This window comes from Kitasatospora sp. NPDC024654, from assembly GCF_055559155.1.
In genome coordinates this window covers 1-25,023 of the sequence record NZ_JBVHLF010000047.1, presented here as the reverse complement: position 1 = coordinate 25,023, position 25,023 = coordinate 1, and the positions used below count along the sequence as shown (strand labels likewise).

Annotated in this window: 21 protein-coding genes and 1 pseudogene; 7 read left to right on the top strand and 15 right to left on the bottom strand. The window is 73.4% G+C overall.

Annotated features, from left to right (window positions below; all coding sequences use genetic code 11):
* Positions 1-72: 72 nt before the first annotated feature.
* From ACZ38L_RS25060 to ACZ38L_RS25035, 6 genes are read right to left on the bottom strand one after another with little or no spacing between them, the layout of a single operon-like run.
* Complete coding sequence (locus ACZ38L_RS25060) at positions 73-1,227, bottom strand: cytochrome P450 family protein (RefSeq protein ID WP_465697361.1); 1,155 nt, start codon at positions 1,225-1,227, stop codon at positions 73-75.
* Positions 1,182-2,648, bottom strand: coding sequence for a cytochrome P450 (locus tag ACZ38L_RS25055; RefSeq protein ID WP_465697301.1), 1,467 nt, complete (start codon positions 2,646-2,648; stop codon positions 1,182-1,184). Before ACZ38L_RS25055 ends, ACZ38L_RS25060 begins: the two co-directional genes overlap by 46 nt.
* Positions 2,645-3,283: a GTP-binding protein gene (locus ACZ38L_RS25050; RefSeq protein ID WP_465697299.1), complete on the bottom strand. Its 639-nt coding sequence runs from the start codon at positions 3,281-3,283 to the stop codon at positions 2,645-2,647. Before ACZ38L_RS25050 ends, ACZ38L_RS25055 begins: the two co-directional genes overlap by 4 nt.
* Positions 3,261-3,617 (bottom strand): DUF742 domain-containing protein, encoded by a 357-nt coding sequence (locus tag ACZ38L_RS25045; protein WP_465697297.1) that lies wholly within the window; start codon positions 3,615-3,617, stop codon positions 3,261-3,263. Before ACZ38L_RS25045 ends, ACZ38L_RS25050 begins: the two co-directional genes overlap by 23 nt.
* Positions 3,614-4,039 (bottom strand): roadblock/LC7 domain-containing protein, encoded by a 426-nt coding sequence (locus ACZ38L_RS25040; RefSeq protein ID WP_396562397.1) that lies wholly within the window; start codon positions 4,037-4,039, stop codon positions 3,614-3,616. Before ACZ38L_RS25040 ends, ACZ38L_RS25045 begins: the two co-directional genes overlap by 4 nt.
* A gap of 41 nt (positions 4,040-4,080) precedes the next feature.
* Complete coding sequence (locus ACZ38L_RS25035) at positions 4,081-5,400, bottom strand: ATP-binding protein (protein WP_465697295.1); 1,320 nt, start codon at positions 5,398-5,400, stop codon at positions 4,081-4,083.
* 198 nt (positions 5,401-5,598) lie between these two features.
* Between ACZ38L_RS25035 and ACZ38L_RS25030 the strand changes: the two genes are divergently transcribed.
* Both ACZ38L_RS25030 and ACZ38L_RS25025 read left to right on the top strand, forming a co-directional pair.
* Positions 5,599-7,413, top strand: coding sequence for an NAD-binding protein (locus tag ACZ38L_RS25030; protein ID WP_465697293.1), 1,815 nt, complete (start codon positions 5,599-5,601; stop codon positions 7,411-7,413).
* A 333-nt stretch (positions 7,414-7,746) separates the two neighbouring features.
* Positions 7,747-8,235: a hypothetical protein gene (locus ACZ38L_RS25025; protein ID WP_465697290.1), complete on the top strand. Its 489-nt coding sequence runs from the start codon at positions 7,747-7,749 to the stop codon at positions 8,233-8,235.
* Here ACZ38L_RS25025 and ACZ38L_RS25020 read toward each other — a convergent pair.
* The 6 genes from ACZ38L_RS25020 to egtA all read right to left on the bottom strand — a co-directional run bounded on the left by ACZ38L_RS25020 (position 8,218) and on the right by egtA (position 14,387).
* Complete coding sequence (locus ACZ38L_RS25020) at positions 8,218-9,126, bottom strand: AurF N-oxygenase family protein (protein WP_465697288.1); 909 nt, start codon at positions 9,124-9,126, stop codon at positions 8,218-8,220. The genes ACZ38L_RS25025 and ACZ38L_RS25020 overlap by 18 nt on opposite strands.
* A gap of 37 nt (positions 9,127-9,163) precedes the next feature.
* Positions 9,164-9,775: a TetR/AcrR family transcriptional regulator gene (locus ACZ38L_RS25015; RefSeq protein WP_465697286.1), complete on the bottom strand. Its 612-nt coding sequence runs from the start codon at positions 9,773-9,775 to the stop codon at positions 9,164-9,166.
* Positions 9,776-9,983: 208 nt separating this feature from the next.
* Positions 9,984-10,961, bottom strand: coding sequence for an L-histidine N(alpha)-methyltransferase (egtD, locus tag ACZ38L_RS25010; protein WP_465697284.1), 978 nt, complete (start codon positions 10,959-10,961; stop codon positions 9,984-9,986).
* Positions 10,958-11,749: an ergothioneine biosynthesis protein EgtC gene (gene egtC, locus ACZ38L_RS25005; RefSeq protein WP_465697282.1), complete on the bottom strand. Its 792-nt coding sequence runs from the start codon at positions 11,747-11,749 to the stop codon at positions 10,958-10,960. Before egtC ends, egtD begins: the two co-directional genes overlap by 4 nt.
* The gene (gene egtB, locus ACZ38L_RS25000; RefSeq protein ID WP_465697280.1) at positions 11,749-13,110 is read right to left on the bottom strand and encodes an ergothioneine biosynthesis protein EgtB; all 1,362 of its coding nucleotides are present in this window, start codon (positions 13,108-13,110) and stop codon (positions 11,749-11,751) included. Before egtB ends, egtC begins: the two co-directional genes overlap by 1 nt.
* The gene (egtA, locus tag ACZ38L_RS24995) at positions 13,104-14,387 is read right to left on the bottom strand and encodes an ergothioneine biosynthesis glutamate--cysteine ligase EgtA (RefSeq protein ID WP_465697278.1); all 1,284 of its coding nucleotides are present in this window, start codon (positions 14,385-14,387) and stop codon (positions 13,104-13,106) included. The genes egtB and egtA overlap by 7 nt, the downstream gene beginning before the upstream one ends.
* Positions 14,388-14,695: 308 nt before the next feature.
* On the opposite strand from egtA, the gene ACZ38L_RS24990 reads away from it, so the two are divergent.
* Both ACZ38L_RS24990 and ACZ38L_RS24985 read left to right on the top strand, forming a co-directional pair.
* Positions 14,696-15,367 (top strand): TetR/AcrR family transcriptional regulator, encoded by a 672-nt coding sequence (locus ACZ38L_RS24990; RefSeq protein ID WP_465697276.1) that lies wholly within the window; start codon positions 14,696-14,698, stop codon positions 15,365-15,367.
* A gap of 156 nt (positions 15,368-15,523) precedes the next feature.
* Positions 15,524-17,017, top strand: coding sequence for an MFS transporter (locus ACZ38L_RS24985; protein ID WP_465697273.1), 1,494 nt, complete (start codon positions 15,524-15,526; stop codon positions 17,015-17,017).
* Positions 17,018-17,106: 89 nt separating this feature from the next.
* Here the strand turns inward: ACZ38L_RS24985 and ACZ38L_RS24980 are convergent, their stop codons facing one another.
* Entirely contained in the window at positions 17,107-18,324 is a 1,218-nt protein-coding gene (locus tag ACZ38L_RS24980) for a serine hydrolase domain-containing protein (protein WP_465697271.1), read from the bottom strand.
* Between the two features lie 182 nt (positions 18,325-18,506).
* Here ACZ38L_RS24980 and ACZ38L_RS24975 point away from each other — a divergent pair, with 182 nt between their 5' ends.
* Positions 18,507-19,550 carry a S66 family peptidase gene (locus ACZ38L_RS24975; protein WP_465697269.1) on the top strand — a complete coding sequence of 348 codons (1,044 nt, stop codon included), beginning with the start codon at positions 18,507-18,509 and terminating at the stop codon, positions 19,548-19,550.
* A 6-nt stretch (positions 19,551-19,556) separates the two neighbouring features.
* Here the strand turns inward: ACZ38L_RS24975 and ACZ38L_RS24970 are convergent, their stop codons facing one another.
* A complete protein-coding gene (locus ACZ38L_RS24970) occupies positions 19,557-20,156 on the bottom strand; it encodes an O-methyltransferase (protein ID WP_465697267.1) in 600 nt (199 codons plus the stop codon).
* Positions 20,157-20,368: 212 nt separating this feature from the next.
* Here ACZ38L_RS24970 and ACZ38L_RS24965 point away from each other — a divergent pair, with 212 nt between their 5' ends.
* The gene (locus tag ACZ38L_RS24965; protein WP_465697265.1) at positions 20,369-22,321 is read left to right on the top strand and encodes a phosphocholine-specific phospholipase C; all 1,953 of its coding nucleotides are present in this window, start codon (positions 20,369-20,371) and stop codon (positions 22,319-22,321) included.
* Positions 22,322-22,383: 62 nt separating this feature from the next.
* Here the strand turns inward: ACZ38L_RS24965 and ACZ38L_RS24960 are convergent, their stop codons facing one another.
* Positions 22,384-24,189 (bottom strand): pentapeptide repeat-containing protein, encoded by a 1,806-nt coding sequence (locus ACZ38L_RS24960; protein WP_465697263.1) that lies wholly within the window; start codon positions 24,187-24,189, stop codon positions 22,384-22,386.
* A 276-nt stretch (positions 24,190-24,465) separates the two neighbouring features.
* On the opposite strand from ACZ38L_RS24960, the pseudogene ACZ38L_RS24955 reads away from it, so the two are divergent.
* A pseudogene (locus ACZ38L_RS24955) lies at positions 24,466-24,930 on the top strand (SDR family NAD(P)-dependent oxidoreductase); the annotation flags it as partial.
* Positions 24,931-25,023: the final 93 nt, after the last annotated feature.

The following is a 25,023-nucleotide window of genomic DNA, read 5'->3' as shown; positions in this document are numbered from 1 at the left end:
TCGAGGGATTGCTGTCGCCGAGTACCTTTTGAGTCTCCTTTCGAACCGGCTCCTGACCACCGGTCGGTCTGATCAGTGGTCGGCCGGCTCCAGCACCGCCGGGAGGGCCAGGTGCCCGTTGGAGATGAAGGACTCCATCGGGGTCAGCTGTTCCCCGGTCAGCCGCAGCTCGGGGAAGCGTTCGAAGAGCGCGGGCAGCGCGATCGCCGCCTCCAGCCGGGCCAGCGGCGCGCCCAGGCAGTGGTGCGCGCCGTGACCGAAGGAGACGTGGTCCTTGACCGGGCGCAGCAGGTCGAACTCGGTCGGCCGCTCGGGGTGCACCAGCGGGTCGCGGCCGGCGGCCGCGTAGCCGATCAGGATCGCCTCGCCCTTGCGGATCAGCACGTCGCCGGCCTGGATGTCCTCCACCGCGTAGCGCAGCGGCAGGTTGGCGACCGGGGCCTGCACCCGCAGCGTCTCCTCGACGACGTCCTGCCAGGCCGCCTGGCCCGCCCGCACCAGGGCCAGTTGCTCCGGGTGGGTGAGCAGCAGGTGGATGGCGTTGTCGAGGAGGTTGACGGTGGTCTCGTGGCCCGCGCCGATCAGCAGCAGCAGGGTGTCCACCAGCTCCTTCTCGGTGAGCGCCGCGCCCTCGCCGGACTCCTCGTCGTCCCGGGCGCTGATCAGCACGCTGGTGAGGTCGTCGCCCGGCTCCCGGCGCTTGGTCTCGGCCAGCTCATGCAGGATGCGGTACGTCTCCGCCGTGTTGGCCTCGGCGTCCTCGGGGGTGATCGCGGTGTTGAAGAAGCCGTCCACGCAGGTGCGCAGGCCCGGGCGGAGCGAGTCGGGCACGCCCAGCAGCTCGCAGATCACCTGGATCGGGAGCGCGTAGGCGAACCGCTCGCGCAGGTCCGTGGCGCTGCCGGCCGGAGTGGCCGCCAGCTCGTCCAGCAGGGACTGGGTGATCTCCTCGATCCGCGGCCGCAGCGCCTCGCTGCGGCGTGAGGTGAAGGCGCTGGAGACCAGCTTGCGCAGCCGCCGGTGCTCCTTGCCGTAGGCGGTGAACATGTTCTCCACCGCGACCCAGATGGTCAGTGGCCAGTCGGCCGGTATCTCACCGTCGATGAACGCGGTCCAGTGCCGGCGGGCGTCCTTGGAGACCCGGGGGTCGGCCAGCAGCTGCTTGACCAACGGCTGGCTGATCACCGACCACGCAACCACCCCACCAGGGAGTTCCACCCTCGCCACCGGGCCGTCCTGGTGGATCCGCCGGGATTCGCCGTGGATGTCGGTGCCGAGGGTGTCGAGGCGGTAGGGGCAGGTGTCGGGCTGTTCCATGCGGGACCTCCGGGGACGGGGCCGGGCACCGCGGTGGCGGGCGCGGCCGGTGAGGGGACGGCCGGGGACGGTACGGCCGTGGCCGGGTGGGTGATCGGGCCGGTGCCGGTCGCCGGGGGGAAGGTCACCGGCAGCTCGGTCAGCGCGCGGTGGAACGGGCCCGGGCGCCAGCTCAGTTCGTGTGGCTCTACCGCCGGCTCCAGGTCCGGCAACCGGTCGAGCAGTCGCTCCACGGCGGCCGAGGCGATCAGCCGGGCCGGGCCCTGGGCCGGGCAGGCGTGCGGTCCGGCACTCCACGCCAGGTGTGCCCGGTTGCCGGTCCGGGCGCGGCCGGCCAGCGACGGGTCGGTGTTCGCGGCGGCGAAGCTGATCACCACCGGCTCGCCCTCGGCCAGCCACACCCCGGCCAGCTCCAGGTCCCGCACCGGGAAGTGAACGGCGTAGTTGGCCATCGGCGGGTCGGTCCAGAGCACCTCGTCCAGCGCGTCCTCGACCGGCAGGCTGCCACCGGCCAGGTCGCCGGCGAACCGGTCGTCGGAGAGCAGCAGTCGCAGGGTGTTGCTGATCAGGTTGAGCTGGGGCTCGGTGCCGGCGCCCATCAGCAGCACCAGGTGGTGCAGCATCTCCTCGTCGTCCAGCCCGGCCGGGTGGGCCATCAGCCAGGAGGTGACGTCCGGACCGGGCCGACCACGCTTGAGTGCCACCAACTCCAGCATGACGGCGGTCAGTTCGGCGTTGGCTCGCTCGGCGTCCACGCCGTCGAAGATGCCGGCCATCCCGGCCACCATCCGGTCGCCCAACTCGGCTGGCGTACCGAAGAGTTCGTTGAGCACCAGGAGCGGCAGCGGCTTGGCGTAGTCGGCCACCAGGTCGGCCCCGCCGCGCCAGGCGAAGGCGTCGATCAGTCGGTCGGCGCTGCGCTCGACGTAGCCGCGTAGCGCGTTGGGATCGATCCGCTCCAGCGTGTCGTTCACCGCGCCGCGCAGTCGGGCGTGCGTGTCGCCGTCCGTGAAGAGGCAGTTGGGGCGGAAGGCCATCATCGGCACGGCCGGGCTGTCCGGCGTCACCCGGCCGTCGGCCAGACCGCGCCAGCGCCGGGCGTCCTTGGAGAAGCTCTCCGGGCTGCGCAGTACGTCCAACGCGGTCTGGTACGAGGTGACCAGGGTCGCGTTGACGCCCGGGTACAACTCCACCGGGGCGAGCGGGCCGTGCTGTCGGAGCCGGGCGTAGACGGCCGCCGGGTTGCTGGTGAACTCCTCACCGTGCAGCGGGAATCCGCCGCCCGGCGAGTGGTGCGCGGGGCAACCGGGCGGCGGCTGGCGGTCGTTCACACGGTCTCCAGATCAGTACGGGGGAGGTCGCTGCGGCTGAGCAGGTGCTGGACGAGGGCGATCAGCGCCTCGGTGGCCGAGCGCGGGTCGCGGGCGTCGCAGCTCACCAACGGGGTGTCCGGCAGCAGGTCGAGCGCCTCGCGCAGCTCCGCCTCGGCGAACTCCGGTGCCCCGTCGAAACGGTTGACCGCGACCGCGTAGGGCAGGTCGTGCTCCTCCAGCAGGTCCATCACCGGGAACGAGTGGTCCAGCCGCCGGGTGTCGGTCAGCACCAGGGCGCCCAGCGCGCCGAGCGTCATGTCCCGCCAGAGCGGGGTGAAGCGCTGCTGGCCGGGGGCGCCGAACAGGTAGAGCACCAGGCTGCGGTCGAGCGTGAGGCGGCCGAAGTCCATCGCCACCGTGGTGGTCTCCTTGCCGGGTACCCCGGTGAGGTCGTCCACCGGCTCGCCGGCCCGCGTCATCGGCTCCTCGGTGCGCAGCGGCGGGATCTCCGAGAGGGTGCCGACGAAGGTGGTCTTGCCGACCGCGAAGTGACCGGTGATCAGCAGCTTGGCCGCGGTGGTGACGCCCGCGCCGAGGTACTCCACATCCGTCAGCGGGGTGGCCGTCGGTTCAGAGCCGGGCCCGTAGACCATCGAGCACCTCCTGCAGCAGTTGGGATTCGGGGAGTTGGGCGCGCGGCACGGCGGCGCGGGTGAGCAGGTGGCCGCTGTCCACCAGGTCGCCGAGCAGCACCTTGGTCACGCTGACCGGCAGCCGCAGGTGCGCGGCGACCTCGGCCAGCGAGAGCGCACCGCGGGCGCACAGTTCGACCATCCGCCGCTTCTCCGGGCTGAGCCCGCCGGTCGGCCGGCCCGGCACCGCGCTGACCAGGGTCACCAGGTCGAAGGTGTTCCGGGTGGGCTGCGAGCGCCCGTCGGTGACCACGTACGGCCGCACCAGCCCCTGCTCGCGCCGGGGGCGGCTCACCGGGTGCTCCCGGCATCCTGCCGCGGCGGTGTGCTCAGCTCCCGGCCGAGCCGGTCCACCAGCTTCTGCATCCGGTAGCTGACCGCCTCCATGTCCACCGACTCGCCGGCGGAGACCGCGAGATAGGCCCCGGGGCCGGCGGCGACCAGGAAGACGTAGCCGCCGGCGAACTCGATCAGGGTCTGCCGCCAGGCGGTCGGCTCGGGCTCGCAGAAGCCCGCCGTGCTGCGGCTGATCGACTGCAGGCCGGAGAGCGCGGCGGCCTGGCGCTCCGCCTCGTCCCGGCCGATGCCCGCGGAGTGGGCCCGCAGCAGCCCGTCGGCGGAGAGCAGGATCGCGTGCCGCGCCTCGGGGACCAGCAGCAGGTCGTCGAGCATCCAGCCCAGGTCGTTGGTCGCGTGGCTCTGCAGCCGGATGTTCATCGGAGCTCCTTGCGGGGATCGTCGGGGCGGCTGCCGGGGGATCAGCCGGGGAACGGGCCGGTCGGCTCGTCGGGGGTGCGGCCGGCCCGGGTGCCGCGGGCGAAGGCGCCCAGGCGGCGGGCGGTGGTCTCGGCGTCGGCGGTCCAGTCGGGGACCGGCTCGTGGGCGGGGGCGTCGGATGCGCGGCGGCCGGGTGCGTCGGGGGCGTACTCGACCGCGGCGGCCTCGGGCAGCGGCTCGCGGCGCCGGCGGCGGGGCAGCCCGCCGGCGGTCCGGGCGGCCTCGGCGGACGGTACGGGGGTCGGGCCGGCGGGTGCCGCGTGCCGTCCGGGCGACGGGACGGACGGCACGCCGGTGGCCTCCGGTTGGGTCAGCAGCGCGCTGGGCAGGAAGAGCACGGCGCGCACCCCGCCGTACGGGGAGCGGGTGTCGACCGAGACGCTGAAGCCGTAGCGGGCGGCCAGCACGCCGATCACCGCGAAGCCGAACTGCGGCGGGTCGCCGAGTCGGGTGACGTCCACCAGCCGCTGCCCGCTGAGCAGTTCGCCGGCCTGCCGGGCCTCCCGCGGGTCCATCCCGACACCCGCGTCGTCGATCACGATGCAGGCGCCGTTGTGCGCGGGCTGCAGGTTGACCTCGACCGTGGTGTTGGGCTGCGAGTGCCGGGCCGCGTTGTCCAGCAGCTCGGCGACCGAGAGCACCACCGGCTCGACCGCGCGGCTGACCACCGCCAGCTCGATCTGGGTGCGCACCTCGACCCGCCGGTAGTCGCGGATCCGGGACTTCGCACCGCGCACCACGTCGCTCAGCGCGGAGGCGGCGCGCTGGCGGCCCGGCCAGGAGCCGCAGAGCACCGCGATGGCCTGGGCGCGGCGCCCGAACTGGGAGTTGGCGTGGTCGACCTGGAGCAGGTCGTGCAGCACCTCGGGCCGGTCGTGTCGCTCCTGCATCTCGGAGATGGCCACCTGTTGCTCGTTGGCCAGCCCCTGGAGCGCCCGCATGGCGCCCTTGAGAGCCGCCTTGGCGGACTGGTCGGCGCGCTGCTGGGCCCGGTCCACGGCGCTGCCGAACTGCTCGACCACCGCCCGCAGGTCCCGCGCGAACAGGGTGCCGTGCAGCCGGGGGTGGACCGGTTCGGAGGTGGGGGGCGGTGCGGGGCGTCCACCCGCGGCCAGTGCCGGCAGCCGGACGGTCGCCAGCCGGTGGGCCTCCTCGTCACGGACCCGGACCGCTTCCTCCAGCGCTCGCACCGACCTGGCCAGTGTCCGCCCGGCCGCCCGCTGGCGCAGCAGCAGTACCACGGTCACCAGCAGCCCGGCGCCAAGACCCCAGGTCACCGCCTCAGGCATGTGTTGCATCATCAAGTTCCTTGAGCAGGAGGACGGTTGGCCGCCACGAAGCGTTCTCCTGAGCGGCAGGCGCGGATCATCTAACCAGAATTGACCACTCATTGTCAGAAAAGCGTCTCGGAAAGTGATCTGACCAACACTTTCCTGCCGGTGGGTGGCGGAAGGCCGCCGACCGCTGCTCGCCGGGCGGCCCGGCTACCATTCCGGGCTATGAATCAGGCAGCACGGGGGGAGCCTGGCGGTACTCCGGCCCTCCCATCCCCACCGGTCCCGCTCACCGACCACTACATCGTCTGCGGCGGCAACGCCCTCGCCCACCGGCTGATCCTGGAACTCGTCGAGCACTACGACGTCCCGGTGGTGGCCGTGATCCCCGGGCGGGACCGGGGTCACGGCCCGCGGATCGAGCAACTGGCCGGGTTGGCGGCGGTGTTGGAGTACGCCTCGGTCTCCGACGAGGCACTGCGCGCGGCCGGCGTGGGCAGCGCCCGCGGGATCGCGCTGGTCGACGGTGACGACCAGGGCAACATCCACTCCGCACTGAGCGCCCAGGGTCACAATCCGGACATCCGGATCGCGCTGCGGATGCACAACCAGCGGCTCGGCGAGCAGGTGCAGAGCCTGCTGCGGAACTGCGCGGCACTGTCCGGCTCGGCCACCGCCGCGCCCGCCTTCGCCAACGGCGCGCTGGCCCGGCCCAACTCGGTGCGGGTCGGCGACCGTTACCTCTACGTCGCGTACGACCGGGACATCCGCGCCGGCCACCTCTGCGTGGCCGCCGACCGGATCGACCGGCAGGACCTCGGCCGGCTGCGGCTGCTGCCGGACGGCGACTCCAGCGCGGCCGAGTTCGTCCGGCTGGCGACCGTGACGGGCGACGGCGGCCCGGCGGTGCCCGATCCGCGCGAGGACGGCGAGGGGGTGGCCGTGCTGCAGACCCTGCCCACCGAGCCGCGGGTGCGGGTGTCCTGGTGGACCCGGCTGCGCTACCGGCTGGTCGACCTGCTGCGCTTCTTCACCGGCGCCCGGATCAGGCTGGTGCTGGCCACCGCGTTCGCCGCCATCGTGCTGTCGTTCCTGCTGATCCTGCACTTCAGTCGGAGCTTCGGCTGGACCGTCTACCTCACCCTGCTCGACATGGCCGGCGCCGCCCAGCCCGACTCTCCCACCGACCCGGCCGGCGGCACCGGCGGCAGCTGGCAGCGGGTGGCCCAGGTGGTGATCACCTTCTGCGGCATCGCCATCGTGCCGATGGTCACCGCGATCATGGTCGACATCCTGGCCACCGGGCGGCGCGGGCTGGCCAAGCCGCCGGGCGCGGGGCTGCGCGACCACGTGGTGGTGGTCGGGCTGGGCAACGTCGGGACCAGGGTCGCCGGCCTGCTGCACGAGTTGGGCGTCCCGGTGGCCTGCCTGGAACGGGACCCGCGGGCCCGGGGGATAGCCGCCGTGCAGGCCCTGGGCATCCCGGTGGTGGTCGGCGAGGCGCCACTGGCCGACCAGCTCCGGCAGGCCCGGGCCGGGTACAGCCGGGCGGTGGTCGCGGTGACCGACGACGACGCGGTCAACCTGGAGGCGGCACTGGAGGCCCGGGCGCTGCGCGAGAGCGTGCGGATAGTCGTTCGACTGTTCGATGACGACTTCGCCCGGCACGTGTACGCCACGCTGGGCAACGTCGCCTCGCGCTCGGTCTCCTACCTGGCCGCACCCGCCTTCGCGGCGGCCCTGATGGGCCGCGAGGTGCTCGGCACGCTCTCGGTCTTCCGGCACGTGCTGCTGATCGCCGAACTGACGGCCGAGCCGGGCGGGGCGCTGGTCGGGCGGGGCCGCAAGGAGCTGGAGGCGCTGGGCGGCGTGCGGGTGCTCGCGGTGCGGCCGGCCGGACGGGTGGACGGCTACCTGTGGAACTACGCGGACCGCAGCCGCGGGCTGGGGCCGGGCGATCGGGTCGTGGTGGCCGCGACCCGGGGCGGGCTGGGCCGGCTGAGCACCGAGGTGCCGGTGGAGGGTGGCCGGCTCGTCTGACCGCCCCGGCTCCCCTTGACTCGCCCTTTGCCCTTCCTTTACTCTGGACTGTCTTCGTCGGCGAGTCGCCCCGTGCCGGGGCGGCCCTCCGTGGCGAAGGCAGCCCGCTCCTGTGGGGGAGCGGGTGCCCGGTACCGGGGAAGGGCTGGCAGTGGCGTGGCGGGTGGGAGTGGCTCGACCGGCGACGCCGTGGGTGCCGCTCGGCCTTCCCCGCGGCCGCCTGGCCGGGCTCCGCTGTCCGTCGCGGAGCCCGGCGGGGCGGACTTCCTACGACTGGTCACCGCCTCCGAGTGGCGCGCCCCCGCCCGTGAGCCGCGTGCCTACGCCCGGGCGGTGACCCCGCTCGGCATGGTGGTGCTGGTCCGCGGGCCGGCGCTGCGGGGCGGGGTCGAGGCGCTGACCGAGGGCTGGGAGGAGTGGCGGCTCAGCCTGGACGGCCGGGACCTGATGACCGTCCATGATCTCGGCGCCCCCGGGCCGCCGGCCCGGCGGCGGGCCCGTCGCACGGTGCACGGGCTGCTGCTGCCGGCGGTCCCGGGGGGCGGGGCGGCCGGAGACCTGACGCTGACCGCCCGGCGCTCGCCGCGCGCCGCGCGGCGGGCCGTGGCCCTGAGCGGGCCGTTCGGTGCGCTGACCTTCCGCCGCCAGCGGCTCGAGGTGGTGCTGGTGGATTCGCGCGGGCAGCTGCTGGCGCGGCTCGGCGCCGAGGGCTGGCGAGGGACGGCGCTCGCCGACCCGGTGGTGCTCGGCGCGGTCTGCCTGTTCCACTGGGCCGAGTTGGCGGACCTGCTGCCGCCGCCGGGGTCAGCGCGGCAGGAGTGACGCCCGGCGCCAGAGCGCCTGCGAGTGGCGGTCGATGATCCCGAGCTCGGTGAAGAAGGCGATCGCCTTGCGGGCCCAGTCCGCCTTGGTGGCCTGCCAGTTGGGGTTCTGCGCGGCGATCGTGCGGGCCTGCCGCGGGTCCAGGCCGGCCAGCGCGTAGACCCGCGGGTTGATCACCTCGTTGACCGCCTCGTACGCCAGCACCGCGATCACCCGCCGGAACACCGCCCGCCGCGCCGGGCTCATCCGGGCCCAGCGTCGCTCCAACTCCGGTTTGGCGTACCCGATGTGGCGGGCCTCCTCGATCACGTGGATCCGCGCGATCGAGCGGGCCAGTGGCTGCAGGCTCTCGTCGCGGACCATCTCGCGCTGCATCGCGTCGGTGAACTCCTCGACGAAGATGGCGCCCGCGAAGGTCAAGGTGGTGTCGTTGAGCAGCAGATGGAGCTTGCCGCGACGGTAGGCCCGCCGGCTCGGGCGGGCGGAGGGGTAGCCGGTCCGGGTGATGTACCTGGCGAACATCATCGAGTGGCGGCACTCGTCGGCCACCTCGGTCAGCGCGTACTGGGCGTGCCGGGTGGTCAGGTCGCCGTCGTAGACGTGCCGGACCAGGCCGTCCATCAGGATCAGCTCGAACCAGATGCCCGCCGCCGTGACGCTGGCCAGCTCGTGCACGCTGAGCTGGGCCCGCTGGCGCGGTGTCAGGCCGTGCCAGAGCTGGGTGCCGTAGAGCGAGACCCGGTGCGGGGGTATCGCGAACTGCTCGGGGTCGATCGGGGCGTCCCAGTCGACCTCGGTCAGCGGGTCGTGGGAGTGCCTGGCGGAGACGGTCAGCAACCGCTGGGCGTTCTGTTCGCGGGCTGCCAGAGCGGTGGGGGAGAGGTCGCGCACGGGGCTGCTCCTGCTGGTGCGTCGGGTGGATCGGAGGCTAGTCGGGGGTGTTGGGGCCGCCGAGGGCGCGCAGCGAGAAGGCGATCAGGGCGGGGACCAGGTCGTCGGGAGCCCGTCCGCCGTCGGCGAGCGGGCCGACCAGTGCCTCGCTGACCCCGCCGACCAGCAGGGCGGCGGTCAACTGCGGCTCCTGCTGGGGGAGTCGGCCGGCCAGCACGCCCTCGGCGATCCGCGCGGCGATCACGTCTCGGAAGGCCCGGCGGAAGACCAGTCGCTCGGCCTCCACCTCCGGGTCCACCGGCTCGGCGAGCAGTGCGTAGGCCAGCCGGGGGGCGCCGAGCGCACGACCGGCGAAGGTGCCGATCACCGAGGCGACCTGGGCGTGCAGGTCGCCCTCGAAGGCGGCGGCGGTGCGGACCGCTGCCACCTCCCGGCCGACCACCGTGCGGAACAGCTCGGCGACCAGCTCGGCCTTGCTCGGGAACGAGCGGTACACGCTGCCGGTGGCGATCTTGGCCCGGTCCGCCACCGCCGCCACCGAGCAGGCGGCGTAACCGCGTTCGGCGAGCAGTTCGGTCGCGGCGGCGAGCACCGCGGCGCGCTGGGCGTTGAGCCGGGCTTGCACCGCAGGCGTCTTCCGGTAGGCCACGGCAAGAAGTGAAGCAGCGGTTCAGAGCTTCAGCAAGACCCCACGCAGCAGGTTCTCCGACAGTTCCCGGTCGGCCCGGTCGGCCCGGGTCGGCGGTGACCGGGGCGAGGCCACCGAGCGGGCTCAGCGCGGAGGGCGGGCCGAGGGCGGGGCACGGCCTCCTCCGGATCACCTCCGCGCCCGCGCCCGCTGCCCCCGGCCCGCGCCCCTAGACCACCGGCGCGGCCAGTGAGAGCCCGAAGCGGCCCGCCGGGTCGGTCCACCACTCGGTCAGCGCGAAGCCGGCCGCGGCCAGCTCCCGGGCCACCCCCTCGCGACGGAACTTGGCCGAGATCTCGGTGCGCAGTTCCTCACCCGCGGCGAAGTGCACCGCCAGGTCCAGCGCCGGGAGCTTGACGGTCTGCGCCGAGCGGGAGCGCAGCCGCATCTCGATCCACTCCCGCTCGGCGTCCCAGAGCGCGACGTGCTCGAAGGCCGTCGGCTCGAAGTCGGCGCCCAGCTCACGGTTGAGCACGTTGAGCACGTTCCCGTTGAACTCCGCGGTCACCCCGGCCGCGTCGTCGTACGCGGCGATCAGCACGGCCGGGTCCTTGACCAGGTCGGTGCCGAGCAACAGGTGGTCACCCGGGGCGAGTTCGGCGCGCAGCGCGGCCAGGAAGAGTGCCCGCTCGTCGGGCAGCAGGTTGCCCAGCGTGCCGCCGAGGAAGACCACCAGCCGCGGCGCCGGCACCTCGTGCGGCAGGGCCAGGCTGGCGGTGAAGTCGGAGACCACCCCCTGCACGTCCAGGCCCGGGTACTCGGCGACGAGTTGGTGCCCGGCCTGCTCCAGCGCGCTGGCGCTGACGTCCACCGGCACGTAGCACTCCAGGGTGCCCGCGGCGCGCAGCCCGTCCAGCAGCAGTCTGGTCTTCTCCGAGGAGCCGGAGCCCAGCTCGACCACGGTCCGGGCCCGGGTGGCCGCGGCGATGTCGCCGGCCCGGGTGGCCAGGATGGACCGCTCGGCCCGGGTCGGGTAGTACTCGGGCAGCCGGGTGATCTCCTCGAACAGCTCGCTGCCCCGACTGTCGTAGAACCACTTCGGCGGCAGCCACTTGGGGTCCGCGGTCAGCCCGTGCCGGACGTCCTCGCGCAGCGCGCGGTCGAAGTGGCCGGTCGGCAGCAGCTGGGTGAGTTCGAAGACGGTCATGGCTGGTGGTCCCTTCGGGTCGGGGCGGGGGCACGGTCGGCGAACGGCGAGGGGAGCGGGCAGATGGTCACCGCGTCCGGGGTGGCCAGCAGCAGCGAGCGGTCGGGCACCGGGACCCAACCCGGGCCGTCGTCGCCGGGCTCGGAGGCGACCAGTACCGAGTGGCCCAGCTCCAGCCGGTGGAACAGGGTGTCCCCCCAGGTGGTGGCGGCGATCAGGCGGCCGTCGGTGATCAGCAGGTTGAGCCGGGCGTCGGCGTGCCGGACGATGTCCCGGACGGTGCCGGCGAGCGCCTCGCCCGGGTCCTTGCCGGCCCGTAGTCGGCGCGCCAGCAGCGCCCAGACCAACGCCGAGTCGCAACCCGCGGCGAGCCCGAGCAGGTCGGCCGGCGGCAGCAGCGCGGCCAGCTCGCCGCTCGCCGCCGGCCAGCCGGGCAGCACGCCGTTGTGGCTGAAGAGCCAGTCGCCGTCGGCGTACGGCGCGGCGGCGGCCGCCCCGGGCGCGGTGCCGGCGGTGGCGGAGCGGACGGCGGCCAGCACGGCCCGGCTGCGCACCACCCGGGCCAGGTCGGGGAGGTTCTCGTCGGCCCAGATCGGGCCGGCCTGCCGGTAGCGGGCGGGCAGCGGGTCGCCGTCCGCGTACCAGCCGACGCCGAAGCCGTCCGCGTTGACCGTGCCGTAGCGCTGCAGGCGCGGTGCCCAGGACTGCCGGTACAGCCCGTACGGCGGGTCCATGACCAGCTCGGCCAGCGGCACGGCCGGTCCCAGGTAGGCGAGGTGACGGCACATCAGCTTCCGTCCCGAACGTCCCTGGCGGTGCGGAAGCCGGCGAAGATCTGCCGCCGGATCGGGTAGTCCCAGTTGCGGAAGGTGCCGCGGCAGACGACCGGTGCCACGGCGAAGCTGCCGCCGCGCAGCACCTTGTACTCGGCGGCCCGGCCCGGCTCGGCGAAGAAGACCTCCGAGTACTCCCGGTAGGGCCAGGCCCGGAATCCGGGGTAGGGCGCGAAGTCGGAGGCCGTCCACTCCCAGACGTCACCGATCAACTGCCGTGCACCGTAGGGTGATTCGCCCTCCGGGTAGCTGCCGACCGGGGCCGGCTGGAGGTGTCGCTGGCCGAGGTTGGCGTGCTCCGGGGCGGGCGCCGCGTCGCCCCAGGGGAAGCGCCGGGAGCGGCCGGTGGCCGGGTCGTGCCGGGCGGCCTTCTCCCACTCGGCCTCGGTGGGCAGCCGGCGCCCGGCCCAGCGCGCGTAGGCGTCCGCCTCGTACCAGCTGACGTGCAGCACCGGCTCGGCGGGCGGGACCGGTTCGGTGCGGCCGAACCGGCGGCGCAGCCACTGCCCGCCGTCCCGGCTCCAGTAGAGCGGCGCGGTGAGGTCGGCGGCCTGTCGGTGCCGCCACCCCTCGACGGTCCACCAGCGCGGGTCGTGGTAGCCGCCGTCCTCGACGAAGAGCTGGTAGGCGGCGTTGCTCACCGGTGTGGTGTCCAGCGCGAAGGCGGGCAACTCCACCTCGTGGGCCGGCCGTTCGTTGTCCAGCGCCCACGGCTCGGTGTCCGTCCCCATGGTGAACGGCCCCGCGGGGACCAGGACTTCGGACGGCCAGTCGGCGTGCCCGGCCTCCGCTGGGGCCGGCGCGGTGAGCACCGGCGCGCCCTGCCTGAGCTGATGGGTGATCAGCATCGTTTCGTCGTGCTGCTGTTCGTGCTGGGCGATCAGGCCGAACGCGAACCCGGCCCGCAGCAACGGCGGTCCGGCCAGCTCGACGCCCTCCAGCAGGTCCAGTACCCGGCCGCGCACCTCGTGCGCGTAGGCCCGGGCCTCGGCGGGCGGGAGCAGCGGCAGGCTGGGGCGCTCGGCGCGAGGATGCTCGAACGCGTCGTAGAGCGGGTCGATCTCGGGGTGCATCGGCTCCCGGCCGCCGACGTTGCGCAGCAGCCACAGCTCCTCCTGGTTGCCGATGTGCGCCAGGTCCCAGACCAGTGGCGACATCAGCGGGGAGTGCTGGGCGGTCAGGTCGTGGTCCTCGACGCAGTCGGTCAGGCTGGCGGTGCGGGACCGGGCGGCCAGCAGCTCGCCGGCGATCGCCTCGCGCAGCTGCTCGTCGGTACGGTCCGCCGGGTTCGCGGTGGCGGGGTCGGGGTTCAACACGGTGCGGCCTCCTCGGACGCGGGGCGCGGGCCGGGCCCGTCCAGCTGGTCGTCCGCCGGGCAGCGGCCCCGGGCGGTGTAGCGCTCGGCGAACTCGGCCACCGCGGCGCACAGCCGCTCGTCCGCACCGAGCCCGGGCAGCGCGGCGTCCGCCGCCGCGAAGCAGCCCAGCGCGGCCCGGCGCAGCACCGGGTCGTCCACCGCCCGGGTGGCCGCCCGGGCCCAGGCGGCGCCGCGCGGACCGGGCTCGGCAGCGGCGGCGGTGAGCGGTTCGAGCGCCTCCAGGGCCGCGTCGGCGGCCTTCGGGTCGGCGAAGAGCGCCGCGGTCAGCGCGGCCGGCACCTGCCAGCCGTCCCCGGGCTGGGCGTCGATCATGCGCAGCTCCAGGTAGCCGCGCGGCCGCACCGGCGGGAAGAGCGTGGTGATGTGGTAGTCCAGGTCGGCCAGGGTGGGCCGCCGCCCGTCCGGCCGGTCCAGCCAGTCGCGGAAGGTCAGCCCGGTCGGGGCGTCCCAGGGCTCGCCGGCCGGGCAGCGCACGCAGAGCACGGCGGCGTCCAGTACGTACCGGGCCCAGGCGGCCCGCGGATCGCCGTCCAGGGTGGCCGGGGCCTGGGTGCGGCTCGGGTCCATCCGGGACCAGACGATCTGCCGGGTGGACCGGTAGCCGGTCGGGCGGCCGTCCAGCAGGGGTGAGTTGGCGAAGGCGGCGACCAGCACCGGGCCCAGCCGGTGGGCTAGTAGCCAGCGCTCCCGGAAGCCCAGCGGGCCGTCCTGGTCGGTGCCGGCGTCCAGGCAGACCTGCATCGAGGCGGTCTGGCACATCATGATCCGGCCCCACGGCCCAGCCCGGTCGAAGTACCGCTCCATCGCGACGTAGCGGGGGCGGCGCAGCAGCACCCGGCGCTCGTGTCGGTGCGGTTCGGTGCCGTAGCCCGTCAGGGTGAGGCCCTGAGCGGCGAAGGCGGTCCGCAGCGTGGCGAGGTCGCGCCGGGTGGCGTCGAGGCAGCTGATGAGATCGTCGGCGGCCTGGGAGCTGAGCTCGACCTGGCCGCCGGGCTCCCGGGTGACCAGGGAGCCGTGCGCGAGGAGCGGTTCTTCGGGGTCCAGGCCCAGCGCGTCGAGCGCGGCCAGGGCCCGGCCGGGGTCGAGGGCGGCCTGCGGTCGTTCGGCGTCGTGGACCAGCCATTCCAACTCGACCCCGACCCGTCCGGGCGGTCCGATCTTGAAGCATGTGCTGGCCACGTAGGCCTCGGCTGATGACTGGGTCAGCGGAGTCACGGTGGGGGGTGCCTGCGGAGCGGCGCCGAGAGGGAGGTCAGACGGCCGTGCGATGTTCAAGGTTCACCGTCCTGGTCGGGTTGCTGGGCCAACCGCTCTATCTGCCCAGTCTGCGACGACCCACACGGGCGCGCCGGGTCGAGGCCGGCCGTGGGGGGATCGTCGCTGGTCGGAGCCGGCAACCGGGTGAGTGAGGTGAGTCACACCTGACGAAACCGGCGGCCGGGCGGAAATATCCGGGGACGGATTCCCCGTTTGCCGTACAGTCGATGGAAGTGGGGAACTTCTCCCCGGAAAGGAGCGCCGAGATGGGCACCGTGCAGACCGCGCCGGACGTGCCGGCCGAGTCGACCATCGCCAAGCCGGCGCACCGACTCCGGGCGGACGCCACCCGCAACCGGGAGCGGATCATCACCGCCGCCCGGGAGATCTTCGCCGAGGCCGGTCCCGACGCGCCGCTGGACGACATCGCCAAGCGTGCCGGGGTGGGCAACGCGACCCTCTACCGCAACTTCCCGGACCGGGTCTCGCTGATCCGGCAGGTCGCGGTGTCGGTGATGGAACGGATCCTGGCCCAGGCCGAGCGGTCGGCGGTCGACGGCACCGAGCCCTTCGAGGCGCTCTCGCGTTTCGTCCACGTCGCCGCCGAGGAGCGGATCGGCGCGCTCTGCTCGCTGCTCTCGGAGCGGTTCGACCCGCTCGACGAGCAGCTGATGGCGCCCCGGATCCGGTTGGAGACGGCCCTGGAGGAGCTGATGGGGCGGGCCCGCCGGGCCGGCCGGCTGCGCGCCGACGTCGGTCCCGGTGACCTGATGGTGGCGCTCTCCCAGCTCACCCGGCCGGTCCCGGGCAGCTTCTGCCTGGACGTCGCGCCCTTCATCCACCGCCACCTGCACCTGCTCCTGGACGGCCTGCGAACCCCCACCCCGTCGGCCCTGCCGGGTCGTCCCGCCACGCTGGAGGACCTGCGGCGCAGCTGACCGCCCGACCCGGCTCCCGATCCCGACTTCTGAATTCCCGTTGAACTTCTGACTTTCCCGCTTCCGCACTCGAACGTCGGCACGTCCGACGCTGCCCTCCGCACGTCCGTACGTCTGCATCAGCCAGTTCTCTGACCTCGTTAGGTGAGTACCTCCATGTCTGAAACGGTCCACCAGGCCGATCCCCGGCGCTGGAAGGCGCTGGGCTTCATCGGCCTCGCCCAGCTGATGGTGGTCCTGGACGCCACCATCGTGAACATCGCCCTGCCCTCCGCGCAGCGCAGCCTCGGCTTCTCCGACACCAACCGCCAGTGGGTGATCACCGCCTACGCGCTGGCCTTCGGTGGCCTGCTGCTCTTCGGTGGCCGGATCGCGGACCTCTGGGGCCGCCGCCGGACCTTCATCACCGGCCTGATCGGCTTCGCGCTGTCCTCCGCGATCGGTGGCGCCGCGGTCAGCACCGGGATGCTGATCGGTGCCCGCGCGATGCAGGGCATCTTCGGCGCGCTGCTGGCGCCGGCCGCGCTCTCGCTGCTCTCGGTGATGTTCTCCGACGCGCACGAGCGGGCCAAGGCCTTCGGCATCTACGGCGCCATCGCCGGTGGTGGCGGCGCGGTCGGCCTGATACTCGGCGGCGTGCTCACCGAGTACCTCAACTGGCGCTGGACCTTCTACATCAACGTCCCGTTCGCGGTGATAGCCGTGACCGGTGCGATCCTGGTGATCCGCGAGCCGGGCGGCGCCCGTAACCGCAACAAGCTCGACATCCCAGGTGTGCTGCTGGTCTCCACCGGCCTGGTCTCGCTGGTCTACGGCTTCACCAAGGCCTCCGAGGACGGCTGGACCTCCGGCGTGACGCTCGGCCTGTTCGCCGCCGCCGTCGTGCTGCTGGCCGCGTTCACGCTGGTGGAGAGCCGGACCAAGGCCCCGCTGCTGCCGCTGCGGGTGGTGCTCGACCGCAACCGTGGTGGCGCCTACCTCTCGCTCGGCCTGGCCGTGATCGGGATGTTCGGGCTCTTCCTCTTCCTGACCTACTACCTGCAGAACGTCCTCGGCTACTCGCCGGTCATGACCGGTGTCGCCTTCCTGCCGATGGTCGCGGGCATGATCACCGGTTCGACCCAGATCGGTGCCCGGCTGATGAACCGGCTGCCGGCCCGGGCGCTGATGGGCCCCGGCTTCCTGGTCGCCTCCGTCGGCATGCTGATCCTCACCCAGATCAAGATCGACTCCTCCTACTGGCTGATCCTGCCGGGTCTGATCCTGATGGGTCTCGGCATGGGTACCGCGTTCATGCCGGCGATGAGCCTGGCGACCTTCCGGGTCCGCCCGCAGGACGCGGGTGTGGCCTCGGCCATGGTCAACACCTCGCAGCAGGTCGGCGGCGCCATCGGCACCGCGCTGCTGAGCACCATCGCCACCAGCGCCGGCACCTCGTTCGTCAAGTCGCACGTCGGCAAGCTGCCCCCGCAGCTGCTCGGCGCCGAGGCCCAGGTGCACGGCTTCGCCACCGCGATCACCTGGTCGTTCGGCATCCTGCTGCTGGCCGCGGCGATCGCCGTGACGCTGCTGAACGGTGGCGGCAAGAGCAACCTGGCCGCCGCCTCGGGCGAGCACGAGGACGCGCCGATCCCGGTCATGGCGCACTGACCGGCTGAGCGCGGGCGTACGACGGCACCGTCCCTCCCCCCGCGGAGGGGCGGTGCCGTCGGTTCGTGGGGCCCGGTGGGGAAGGCGTCTCAGTGGCCGGCCAGGTCGAAGGCGGCCGCGACGATCCCGTACTGGGCGGCGAACGAGGCGCCGTCGCGGTCGGTCGGGGTGAGCGAGTAGACCACGTCCCGGCCCCCGTCCCGGGTGGCGAAGACACCGCTGCTGTAGCCGGGGCGGCTGCCGGTCTTGCCCCAGAGCACGGTGCCGTCGGGCGCGGTGAACCGCATCAGCCCGGTGCTGAAGCAGGCCCGACCCTCGGCCGGGCCGATGGCGCAGTTCGGGTTCTGGAAGTTCGGCACGTCCGGCACCGCGAACAGCTCGGCCTGCTGCGCGGGTGGCAGCAGGCGGCCGCCCAGCAGTGCGGTCAGGAAGCGGTCCAGATCGGGTGCGCTGGAGAGCAGGCCGCCCTCGGCCCACGGCCAGGGGCTCTGCTCGGTGACGTCGGCCTGCTCGGTGGAGCCGTCCGGGGCGTCGAGGGTCAGGTAGGCGTGCGCGGTCGGGTGCGGTAGCCGGGTGTCGTCGGCGGCCGGGACGGAGGTGTGGCTCAGCCCGAGCGGACGCAGGATCCGCTGGTTCACCTCCTGTGCGTAGGGCCGGCCGGTGACCCGCTCGATCAGCAGGCCGGCCAGGAAGTAGTTGACGCCGTTGTACTGCTGCGCGGTGCCCGGTGCGAACTGCATCGGGCGGCTGACGGCGTCGGCCACCACCTGCTGCGGAGTCCAGCTCTCGGTCCGGTGGTCGACGAACCACTGGGCGCTGCCGTCGTCGCCGAAGTCACCGCCGGTGGGCAGACCACTGGTGTGGTTGAGCAACTGCCGTACGGTGATCGGGGGGTAGGAGGCCGGCAGGGTGCCGGGCAGGTACTGCTGGACGGTGCCGTCCAGGTCGAGTCGGTGCTCGGCGGCCAGTTGCAGCACCACGGTGGCGGTGAAGACCTTGGAGATGCTGCCGATCCGGAACCGGCCGTCGGCCGCCACCGGACGGCCGGTGGCCAGGTCGCCGCTGCCGGAGGTGCCCGACCAGCGGCCGTCCGCGCCGTCCACCAGGACCACCGCGCTGGTCAGTTGGGCGTTCGGCAGTCCGGCGATCGAGGCCCGTAGTGCCTGGGCGTTCGGCGGTGGCAGCGGGCCGGCGGCCCGGGCGCCGGTCGCCGCCCCGGCGGTGAGCGCGACCACCAGCGCGCCGATCACTCCGGCACCGGACCAACGACGCCGCTTGGAAGAGGGGTTGACGGCACTTCTGGTCATCTCGGAACTCCTCGGCGGTGGTTCACGACTCGGTCGGTGACATCGGATGAGTCTGCTCCGCCGCCCGCGCCCGGCCATCCGGGATCCACCCTGAGCGGTCCCTGACCCGGCCCTGGGGCGGGTCCGGGGGCAACCCCGAAACCCGCTGGCCGGTCGGACCAGCGGGTCCGTAGGATCCCGCCATGACAGCACCTGTGTACCCGCCCAAGCCCAGGCCCGGCGACCGGGTCGCGATCGTCTCCCCGTCCGGCGGGGCGGCCGAACGCTTCCCGCAGCCCTACGAGTTGGGCCTGCGCCGGCTGCGCGAGGAGTTCGGGCTGATACCGGTGGAGTACCCGGGCTCCCGTCGGCTCGCCACCACCCCGCGGGAGCGGGCCGCCGACCTGCACGCGGCCTTCGCCGACCCGGACATCAAGGCGGTCATCGCCAGCCTCGGCGGTGAGGACCAGATCACCGTACTGCCGTACCTGGACCGCGAGTTGATCCGCGCCAAGCCGAAGCCGTTCTTCGGGTACAGCGACAACACCAACCTGCTGCTCGTGCTGCGCAACCTCGGTGTGGTGAGCTACCACGGCGGCTCGGTGATGGTCCAGCTCGGCCGCCCCGGCGCGCTGCACCCGCTGACCGTCGACTCGCTGCGCGCCGCGCTCTTCGAGCCGGGCCGGTACGAGCTGCGCGCGTCGCCACTGGTGGGCGACGAGGAGGCCGACTGGGCGGAACCGGGAAGCTTCGCGGCCGAGCCGGTGATGGAGCCCGGTCAGGGCTGGCACTGGCACCAGGGCGACCGGGTGGTCGAGGGGCTGGGCTGGGGCGGCAACCTGGAGATCCTCTCCTGGCTGCTGATGGCCGACCGGGAGATCCGGCCGGTCGGGGAGTACGCCGGGCAGGTGCTCTACCTGGAGACCTCCGAGGAACTGCCGAGCGCCGCCGAGGTGTACCGGATCCTGCGGAACATGGGCGAGCGCGGGCTGCTGCGGCAGTTCCCGGCGGTGCTGCTGGCGCGGGCCAAGGCCTGGAACTTCCAACGGCCGCTGGCTGCCGAGGCCAAGGCGGCCTACCGGGCCGACCAACGCGCGGCGGTCCTGCGGGCGTTGGCCGAGTACGCGCCGCGGGCGATGGCCGTCTTCGACGTCGACTTCGGGCACACCGACCCGCAGCTGGTGCTGCCCTGCGGGGGCCGGATCCGGGTGGACGGGCCGGCCAGGCGGATCAGCGTCGAGTACTGAGGGTGCTCACGGCCGCAGCGTGCCGACCACCGAGCAGAGGTCGGGGGCGAGGATGAGCTCGGTGGCGCGCAGGTCGGGGTGGTCCAGCCAGTGCAGCCGCGCGGTGTCGGGGCGGCCCCGGAATCGCGGGGGACGGCCGGGGGAGGGGGTGAAGTCGTCCACCACCAGGGTGCCGCCGGGGCCGAGGAGGCGGCGTGGGTCGGCCGCCGGCCCGGCATCCTTGCCCTGGCCGCCGCCGTCCAGCACCAGCAGGTCGAACGGGCCGCGCCGGTAGAGCTCGGTCCAGTCGGCGCGGACGACCTCGACCTGCGGCAGTCCGGCGAACACCTCGGCCGCCACGGCCGCCCGGGCCGGGTCGCGCTCCACACTGACCAGTCGCGCCCCGGGCGCGGCCCCGCTGGCGAGCCAGGCCAGGCCCACCCCGCAGCCCGTACCCGTCTCGCCGATGCGACCGGCTGCCCCGGCCGCCAACGCGCTGATCAGCCGGCCCTGCTCGGGTCGGCAGGAATGCCCGAAGCCGTGCGCCCGCGCGGCGTCCAGCGCACGGCGCACCAGCGGCGGCAGGTCGGGCAGGTCCTGGTGGGCGTCGGTACCACGCTCGGACATCGGGGGCGGCTCCACTTCGTGACAGTGCGGGACGGTACGGGCGGAGCCTTACCCGTCGGTGAGCAGTCAAACGGCCCTGTGGGCGCGGCAGAGCCAACAACTTGTCCGGCCAACTCAAATGGCCGTCCCCAGGCCTTCCGCCGTTCATCCGGCACTGCCATCATCCCTACCCGCAGGTAACTGACCCTCCGTCACCCCCTTCTGGAGGCCTCGTGTCCCCGCTCTCCCGTCGCGCCCTGCTCGGCTCGGCCGTCGCCTCCGGCGCCGCGCTGGGCCTCGGCGCGCTGCCCGGCGCCGTCCAGCAGGCGCTGGCCGCACCCTTCACGCCCGGCACGCTGGACGACGTCGAACACGTCGTGGTGTTCATGCAGGAGAACCGCTCGTTCGACCACTACTTCGGCACGCTGAACGGCGTGCGCGGGTACGGCGACACCTCGCGGGTGCGGTTCCCGGGCGGTTCGGACGTGCTGCGGCAGCGGATGCTCGGCACGGTGGGTGGCACCGAGCTGCTGCCCTGGCACCTGGACACCTCCACCAGCGACGCCCAGCGGATCTTCGACCTGGACCACTCCTGGAGCGGCACCCACAGCGCCTGGGCCAACGGCCAGTACGACAACTGGATCCCGGCTAAGTCCTGGTACACCATGGGCTACTACACCCGCCAGGACATCCCCTACCAGTACGCCCTCGCGGACGCCTTCACCCTCTGCGACCAGTACTTCTGCTCGACCATGGCCTCCACCGACCCCAACCGGCTCTACCTCTGGTCGGGCACCATCGACCCGAACGGCACCGCCGGCGGCCCGGTCACCGACAACAGCAGGACCGGCTTCACCTGGACCACCTACCCCGAGCGGCTGCAGGCCGCCGGCATCTCCTGGAAGGTCTACCAGCAGCAGGACAACTTCGACGACAACGCCCTGGCCTGGTTCAAGACCTTCCAGAACGCCCCGCAGGACTCGCCGCTCTACGTCAACGGCATGGCCCGCCGCGGTGCCGACGACTTCGCCAACGACGTCGCGGGCGGCACGCTCCCGTCGGTCAGTTGGGTGGTCGCCCCGACCGCCCAGTCGGAGCACCCGAACTACCCGCCGGCCCAGGGGGCCGACTTCACCTCCTCGTACGTGCTGCAGGCGCTGGCCGCGCACCCCGAGGTCTGGGCGAAGACCGTGGTGCTGCTCAACTACGACGAGAACGACGGCTTCTTCGACCACGTGGTGCCGCCGGTGGCGCCGGACGGCACACCGGACGAGTTCGTCAACGGCGCGCCGATCGGCCTCGGCCCCCGGGTACCGATGATCGTCATCTCGCCGTGGAGTCGTGGGGGCCGGGTCAACTCCGAGGTCTTCGACCACACTTCGGTGCTGCGCTTCCTGGAGAACTGGACCGGGGTGCGCGAACCCAACATCTCCGCCTGGCGGCGCACGGTCTGCGGCGACCTGATGTCGGCCTTCGACTTCACCACCAGCAACCGGACCTTCCCGGCCCTGCCGGACACCAAGCAGCTGCTGGCCGACCTGGCCGAGCAGGACAAGAAGGTGCTGCCGCCGCTCTTCCCGCCGATCATCCAGCAGCAGCCGCAGGTCGAGCCGGGCGACCGCCCGTCGCTGCCGACCGGTTACCGCTTCGGCTCCTCCTCACGGACCGACACCAGTACCGGACAGCTCTGGATCACCCTGGACAACCACGGCGGCCTGGGCGCCGGGATCTCGATGTACACGGTGAACTTCCGCCAGTTCGGGGCCTGGCGCTACACCCTGCCGGCCGGTGGCAGCGTGAGCGACTTCTTCAGCGCGCTCGGGGTCAGCGGCGGCCCGTACGACATCGACGCGCACGGGCCGGACGGGTTCCTGCGCGGCTACCAGGGCGACGCGCGGACCTGGTCGGACGCCACGAAGGGCCACCCGGAGGTCTCCTCGGTGGAGTCCCCGGACGGGGTGCGGATCACCCTGAGCAACCAGGGCGGCCGGCCGGTGGTCTTCACCATCGGTGCCAACTCGGCCTTCGGGGCGACCGGTTCGACGCCCCGCACGGTCACCGTCCAGCCGGGCGACAGCGCGGAGGACGTGCTGGCACCGACCGGGGCCGGGCGCTACGACTACGCGGTGACCGCCGACACCGGCGACGGGTTCCAGCGCCGGTTCGCCGGGCGGCTCCAGCCGTAGCGTCGTTGCCGAGCGGCCCGGCGCGTGGGACGTCGGGCCGCTCACACCCCCTGCGGCGCCGGTCAGTTGCGGGTGAAGGTGCGGGTGGCGGCGGCCGCTATCGCCAGGCCCAGGGTCCAGCCCAGCACGGTCAGCACCACGGTGACCACCTCGGGCAGGCCGTGGTACTGCCAGACGTCCGCCTCGCCGAAGTGGATGATCGGGATCAGGTGGTCGGCGGCGTAGAGCACCGGGTTGAACACCGACTGGTCCTCGGTGCTCACCCGTTGCGGCTTCACCGTGCTGAAGTAGGCGCTGCTGGCGACCAGCAGGCCGATCGCCCAGGCGATCGCGCGCAGCGGCCGGTAGCCGTAGCCGACCAGCAGGTCGAGCAGGTGGCCCGGAATCCGTTGCCGCCAGGGCAGTTTGCCGCGCAACACGCGCTGCTTGGCCAGCAGTACCGTCCTGGCCTCGCCGTCGTTGCCCAGGGAGCGGTAGTAGGCGGCGAGTTGCTCGTACGGCTGGGCGCGGAACCCGCCGGTCCCGACGTTCCTCTCGCGGTGGACCTGGCGGGCGAGCAGCGGCAGCCGTTGCCGGGCGTCCAGGTAGGTGCTGAAGGGGCCGTAGGTGAAGCCGTCCAGGTTGAGCCGCTCGGGCCAGTCGGCGAGGTCGTCGCGGACGCCACCCTCGGCAGAGGTCGCGTAGAGGGCCAGCAGCGCGTGCGGGGAGGCCAGGCCGCCCAGGTCGAGGTGGCCGGTGATCCGGGTGCCGGTGAGCCGGATCTCGCCACCGGTGCGGAAGCCGTAGGTCAGGTGCAGACTGCCGGTCACCAGCATCCGGCTCCCGTTGAACAGCAGCTCGTCGTTGGCCGGCGGCGCGGTCTCCGGCGTCTCCTCCGGTTCCCCCGCGACCGCCGCCGCGGCGGCCCGCTTCGCCTGCTCGGCCGTCGGGGTGGGGTGCAGCACCGCCCCGTTGAGGTTGAGGCCGCCGTCGAGGCGCGCGCCGAGCAGTTTGACCGTGCCGTACGCGGCGAACGGCCGGCTGTCCGGCTGCTTGTACCTGTTGATCCGGAACGACGCCTCGCTCGCCACGCTGAGCGAGGTGCCGTCGAACGCGCGGCCGCCCGGGCCGATCAGCGTCGCGCCGTCGAACAGCAGGCCACTGCCGATCTGCGCACCGGGCAGCCGCAGTTCGCCGACCGACACCAGCCGGCTGGCCAGCAGGCTGCGGCCGACCCGCATCCCACCGGCGTTCAGCGACTTCCCGGCGGGGGAGCTGTTCGCCAGGCGCGCCCCGTCGAGTGCCAGCTGGCCGGCGATCACCGCGTTGATGAGGCTGAACGTTCCGCTGACGGCGATCCCCCTGGCGAGCAGGCTGCCCTCGACGCGGATCCCGTCGGCGTGCACGGCGGTTCCGTCGCCGCCCTCGACCACCGCGTCCCGCAGATCGAGCGTGCCGTGTACCTGGGCGCCGTACGCGGAGAGCGTGGTCAGCCGGGAGCCGGACAGGTCGATGGCCCCGGTGGTCGCCTCGTCCAGGGTGATCGGGCCGTCGAACCGGCAGCCCCGCAGCAGCAGTTGGGAGTCGGTCCGGCCGTGGCCGACGGAGAGTTCGCCGGTGATCCGGGCGCCGGCGATCCGCACCGCCGCGACCGCGCCGGGCGCGGCCTCCCGGGCGCCCAGGAGCAGCGCCGCGATCACCTCGCCGCGGACCGCGCGCTCGGTGCCCCACCGGTCGGCGGCGGCCGGCCGGTCCAGCTCGGGGTCGCCGACCCGGAGGTCGACCAACTCCCCGTGTGGAAAGGCCTGCCAGACCCGGCGTTCGGCCGGGGTGAGCCGGCCGAGCCGGCTCGGTACATCGGTGCTCCCCACAAGGGACTGACGACTCATGACGACCATGCTGCCGTAGGGCGGCCGCCGGGCGTGACGGGACCTCGCCATCCCGCCTCGTCATCCGGCCCCGTCACTTCCAGCTGACCTTCCTCGCCGACCTGACCGGAATGTCCGCCGCCGCGCTCCGGGCGACCCCGCCCGCGCCCGCCGCGCGGACTGACCCCGGTCCTCCCGGACCGGACGGCTCCCCTCCTGGCCGTCCACGGTCCGACGGGCGGTCACCCCCCTGCCGCCCGTCGGACCACCAACCCCCCACCCGGGAGCAGTGAGCACATGAACGACCTCACCGGCAAGACCGTCGTCATCACCGGCGCCGCCCGCGGCCTGGGCGCCGAGACGGCCCGGCACGCCGTCGCCGCGGGCGCCACCGTGGTGCTCACCGACCTGCTCGACGAGGAGGGCGCGGCGCTGGCCGCCGAGTTGGGCGCCGCCGCCCGGTTCCGCCGCCACGACGTCACCTCGGAGTCGGACTGGCAGGCCGTCGCCGACTTCACGCTGGCCGAGTTCGGCCGGATCGACGGCCTGGTCAACAACGCGGGCATCGCCACCGGATCCCTGCTGGAGGCGGAGAGCGTCGAGTTCTTCCGCAAGGTGGTGGACGTCAACCTGACCGGTGTCTTCATCGCCATGAGGACGGTGATCCCGGCGATGCGGGCGGCCGGCGGCGGCTCGATCGTCAACATCTCCTCCGCCGCGGGCCTGATGGGCCTGGCGCTGACCGCCGGCTACGGCGCGTCCTAGTACTACAGGGCTAGATCTGCATCATCTGGAGGCGCATGCGCCGACGGAAGTGATGTCGCCTGGCCTCAATTTGGTGGCGGCGGCGGAGCG

Coding starts and splice junctions, on each gene's coding strand:
- ACZ38L_RS25040 (WP_396562397.1), bottom strand. CDS start 4,039: ATGAACATCCGGCTGCAGAGCCACGCGACCAACGACCTGGGCTGGATG.
- ACZ38L_RS24990 (WP_465697276.1), top strand. CDS start 14,696: ATGGGCACCGTGCAGACCGCGCCGGACGTGCCGGCCGAGTCGACCATC.
- ACZ38L_RS24960 (WP_465697263.1), bottom strand. CDS start 24,189: ATGAGTCGTCAGTCCCTTGTGGGGAGCACCGATGTACCGAGCCGGCTC.
- egtD (WP_465697284.1), bottom strand. CDS start 10,961: ATGACCGTCTTCGAACTCACCCAGCTGCTGCCGACCGGCCACTTCGAC.
- ACZ38L_RS24985 (WP_465697273.1), top strand. CDS start 15,524: ATGTCTGAAACGGTCCACCAGGCCGATCCCCGGCGCTGGAAGGCGCTG.
- ACZ38L_RS25050 (WP_465697299.1), bottom strand. CDS start 3,283: ATGGTCTACGGGCCCGGCTCTGAACCGACGGCCACCCCGCTGACGGAT.
- ACZ38L_RS25030 (WP_465697293.1), top strand. CDS start 5,599: ATGAATCAGGCAGCACGGGGGGAGCCTGGCGGTACTCCGGCCCTCCCA.
- ACZ38L_RS24970 (WP_465697267.1), bottom strand. CDS start 20,156: ATGTCCGAGCGTGGTACCGACGCCCACCAGGACCTGCCCGACCTGCCG.
- ACZ38L_RS24980 (WP_465697271.1), bottom strand. CDS start 18,324: ATGACCAGAAGTGCCGTCAACCCCTCTTCCAAGCGGCGTCGTTGGTCC.
- ACZ38L_RS25035 (WP_465697295.1), bottom strand. CDS start 5,400: ATGATGCAACACATGCCTGAGGCGGTGACCTGGGGTCTTGGCGCCGGG.
- egtC (WP_465697282.1), bottom strand. CDS start 11,749: ATGTGCCGTCACCTCGCCTACCTGGGACCGGCCGTGCCGCTGGCCGAG.
- ACZ38L_RS24975 (WP_465697269.1), top strand. CDS start 18,507: ATGACAGCACCTGTGTACCCGCCCAAGCCCAGGCCCGGCGACCGGGTC.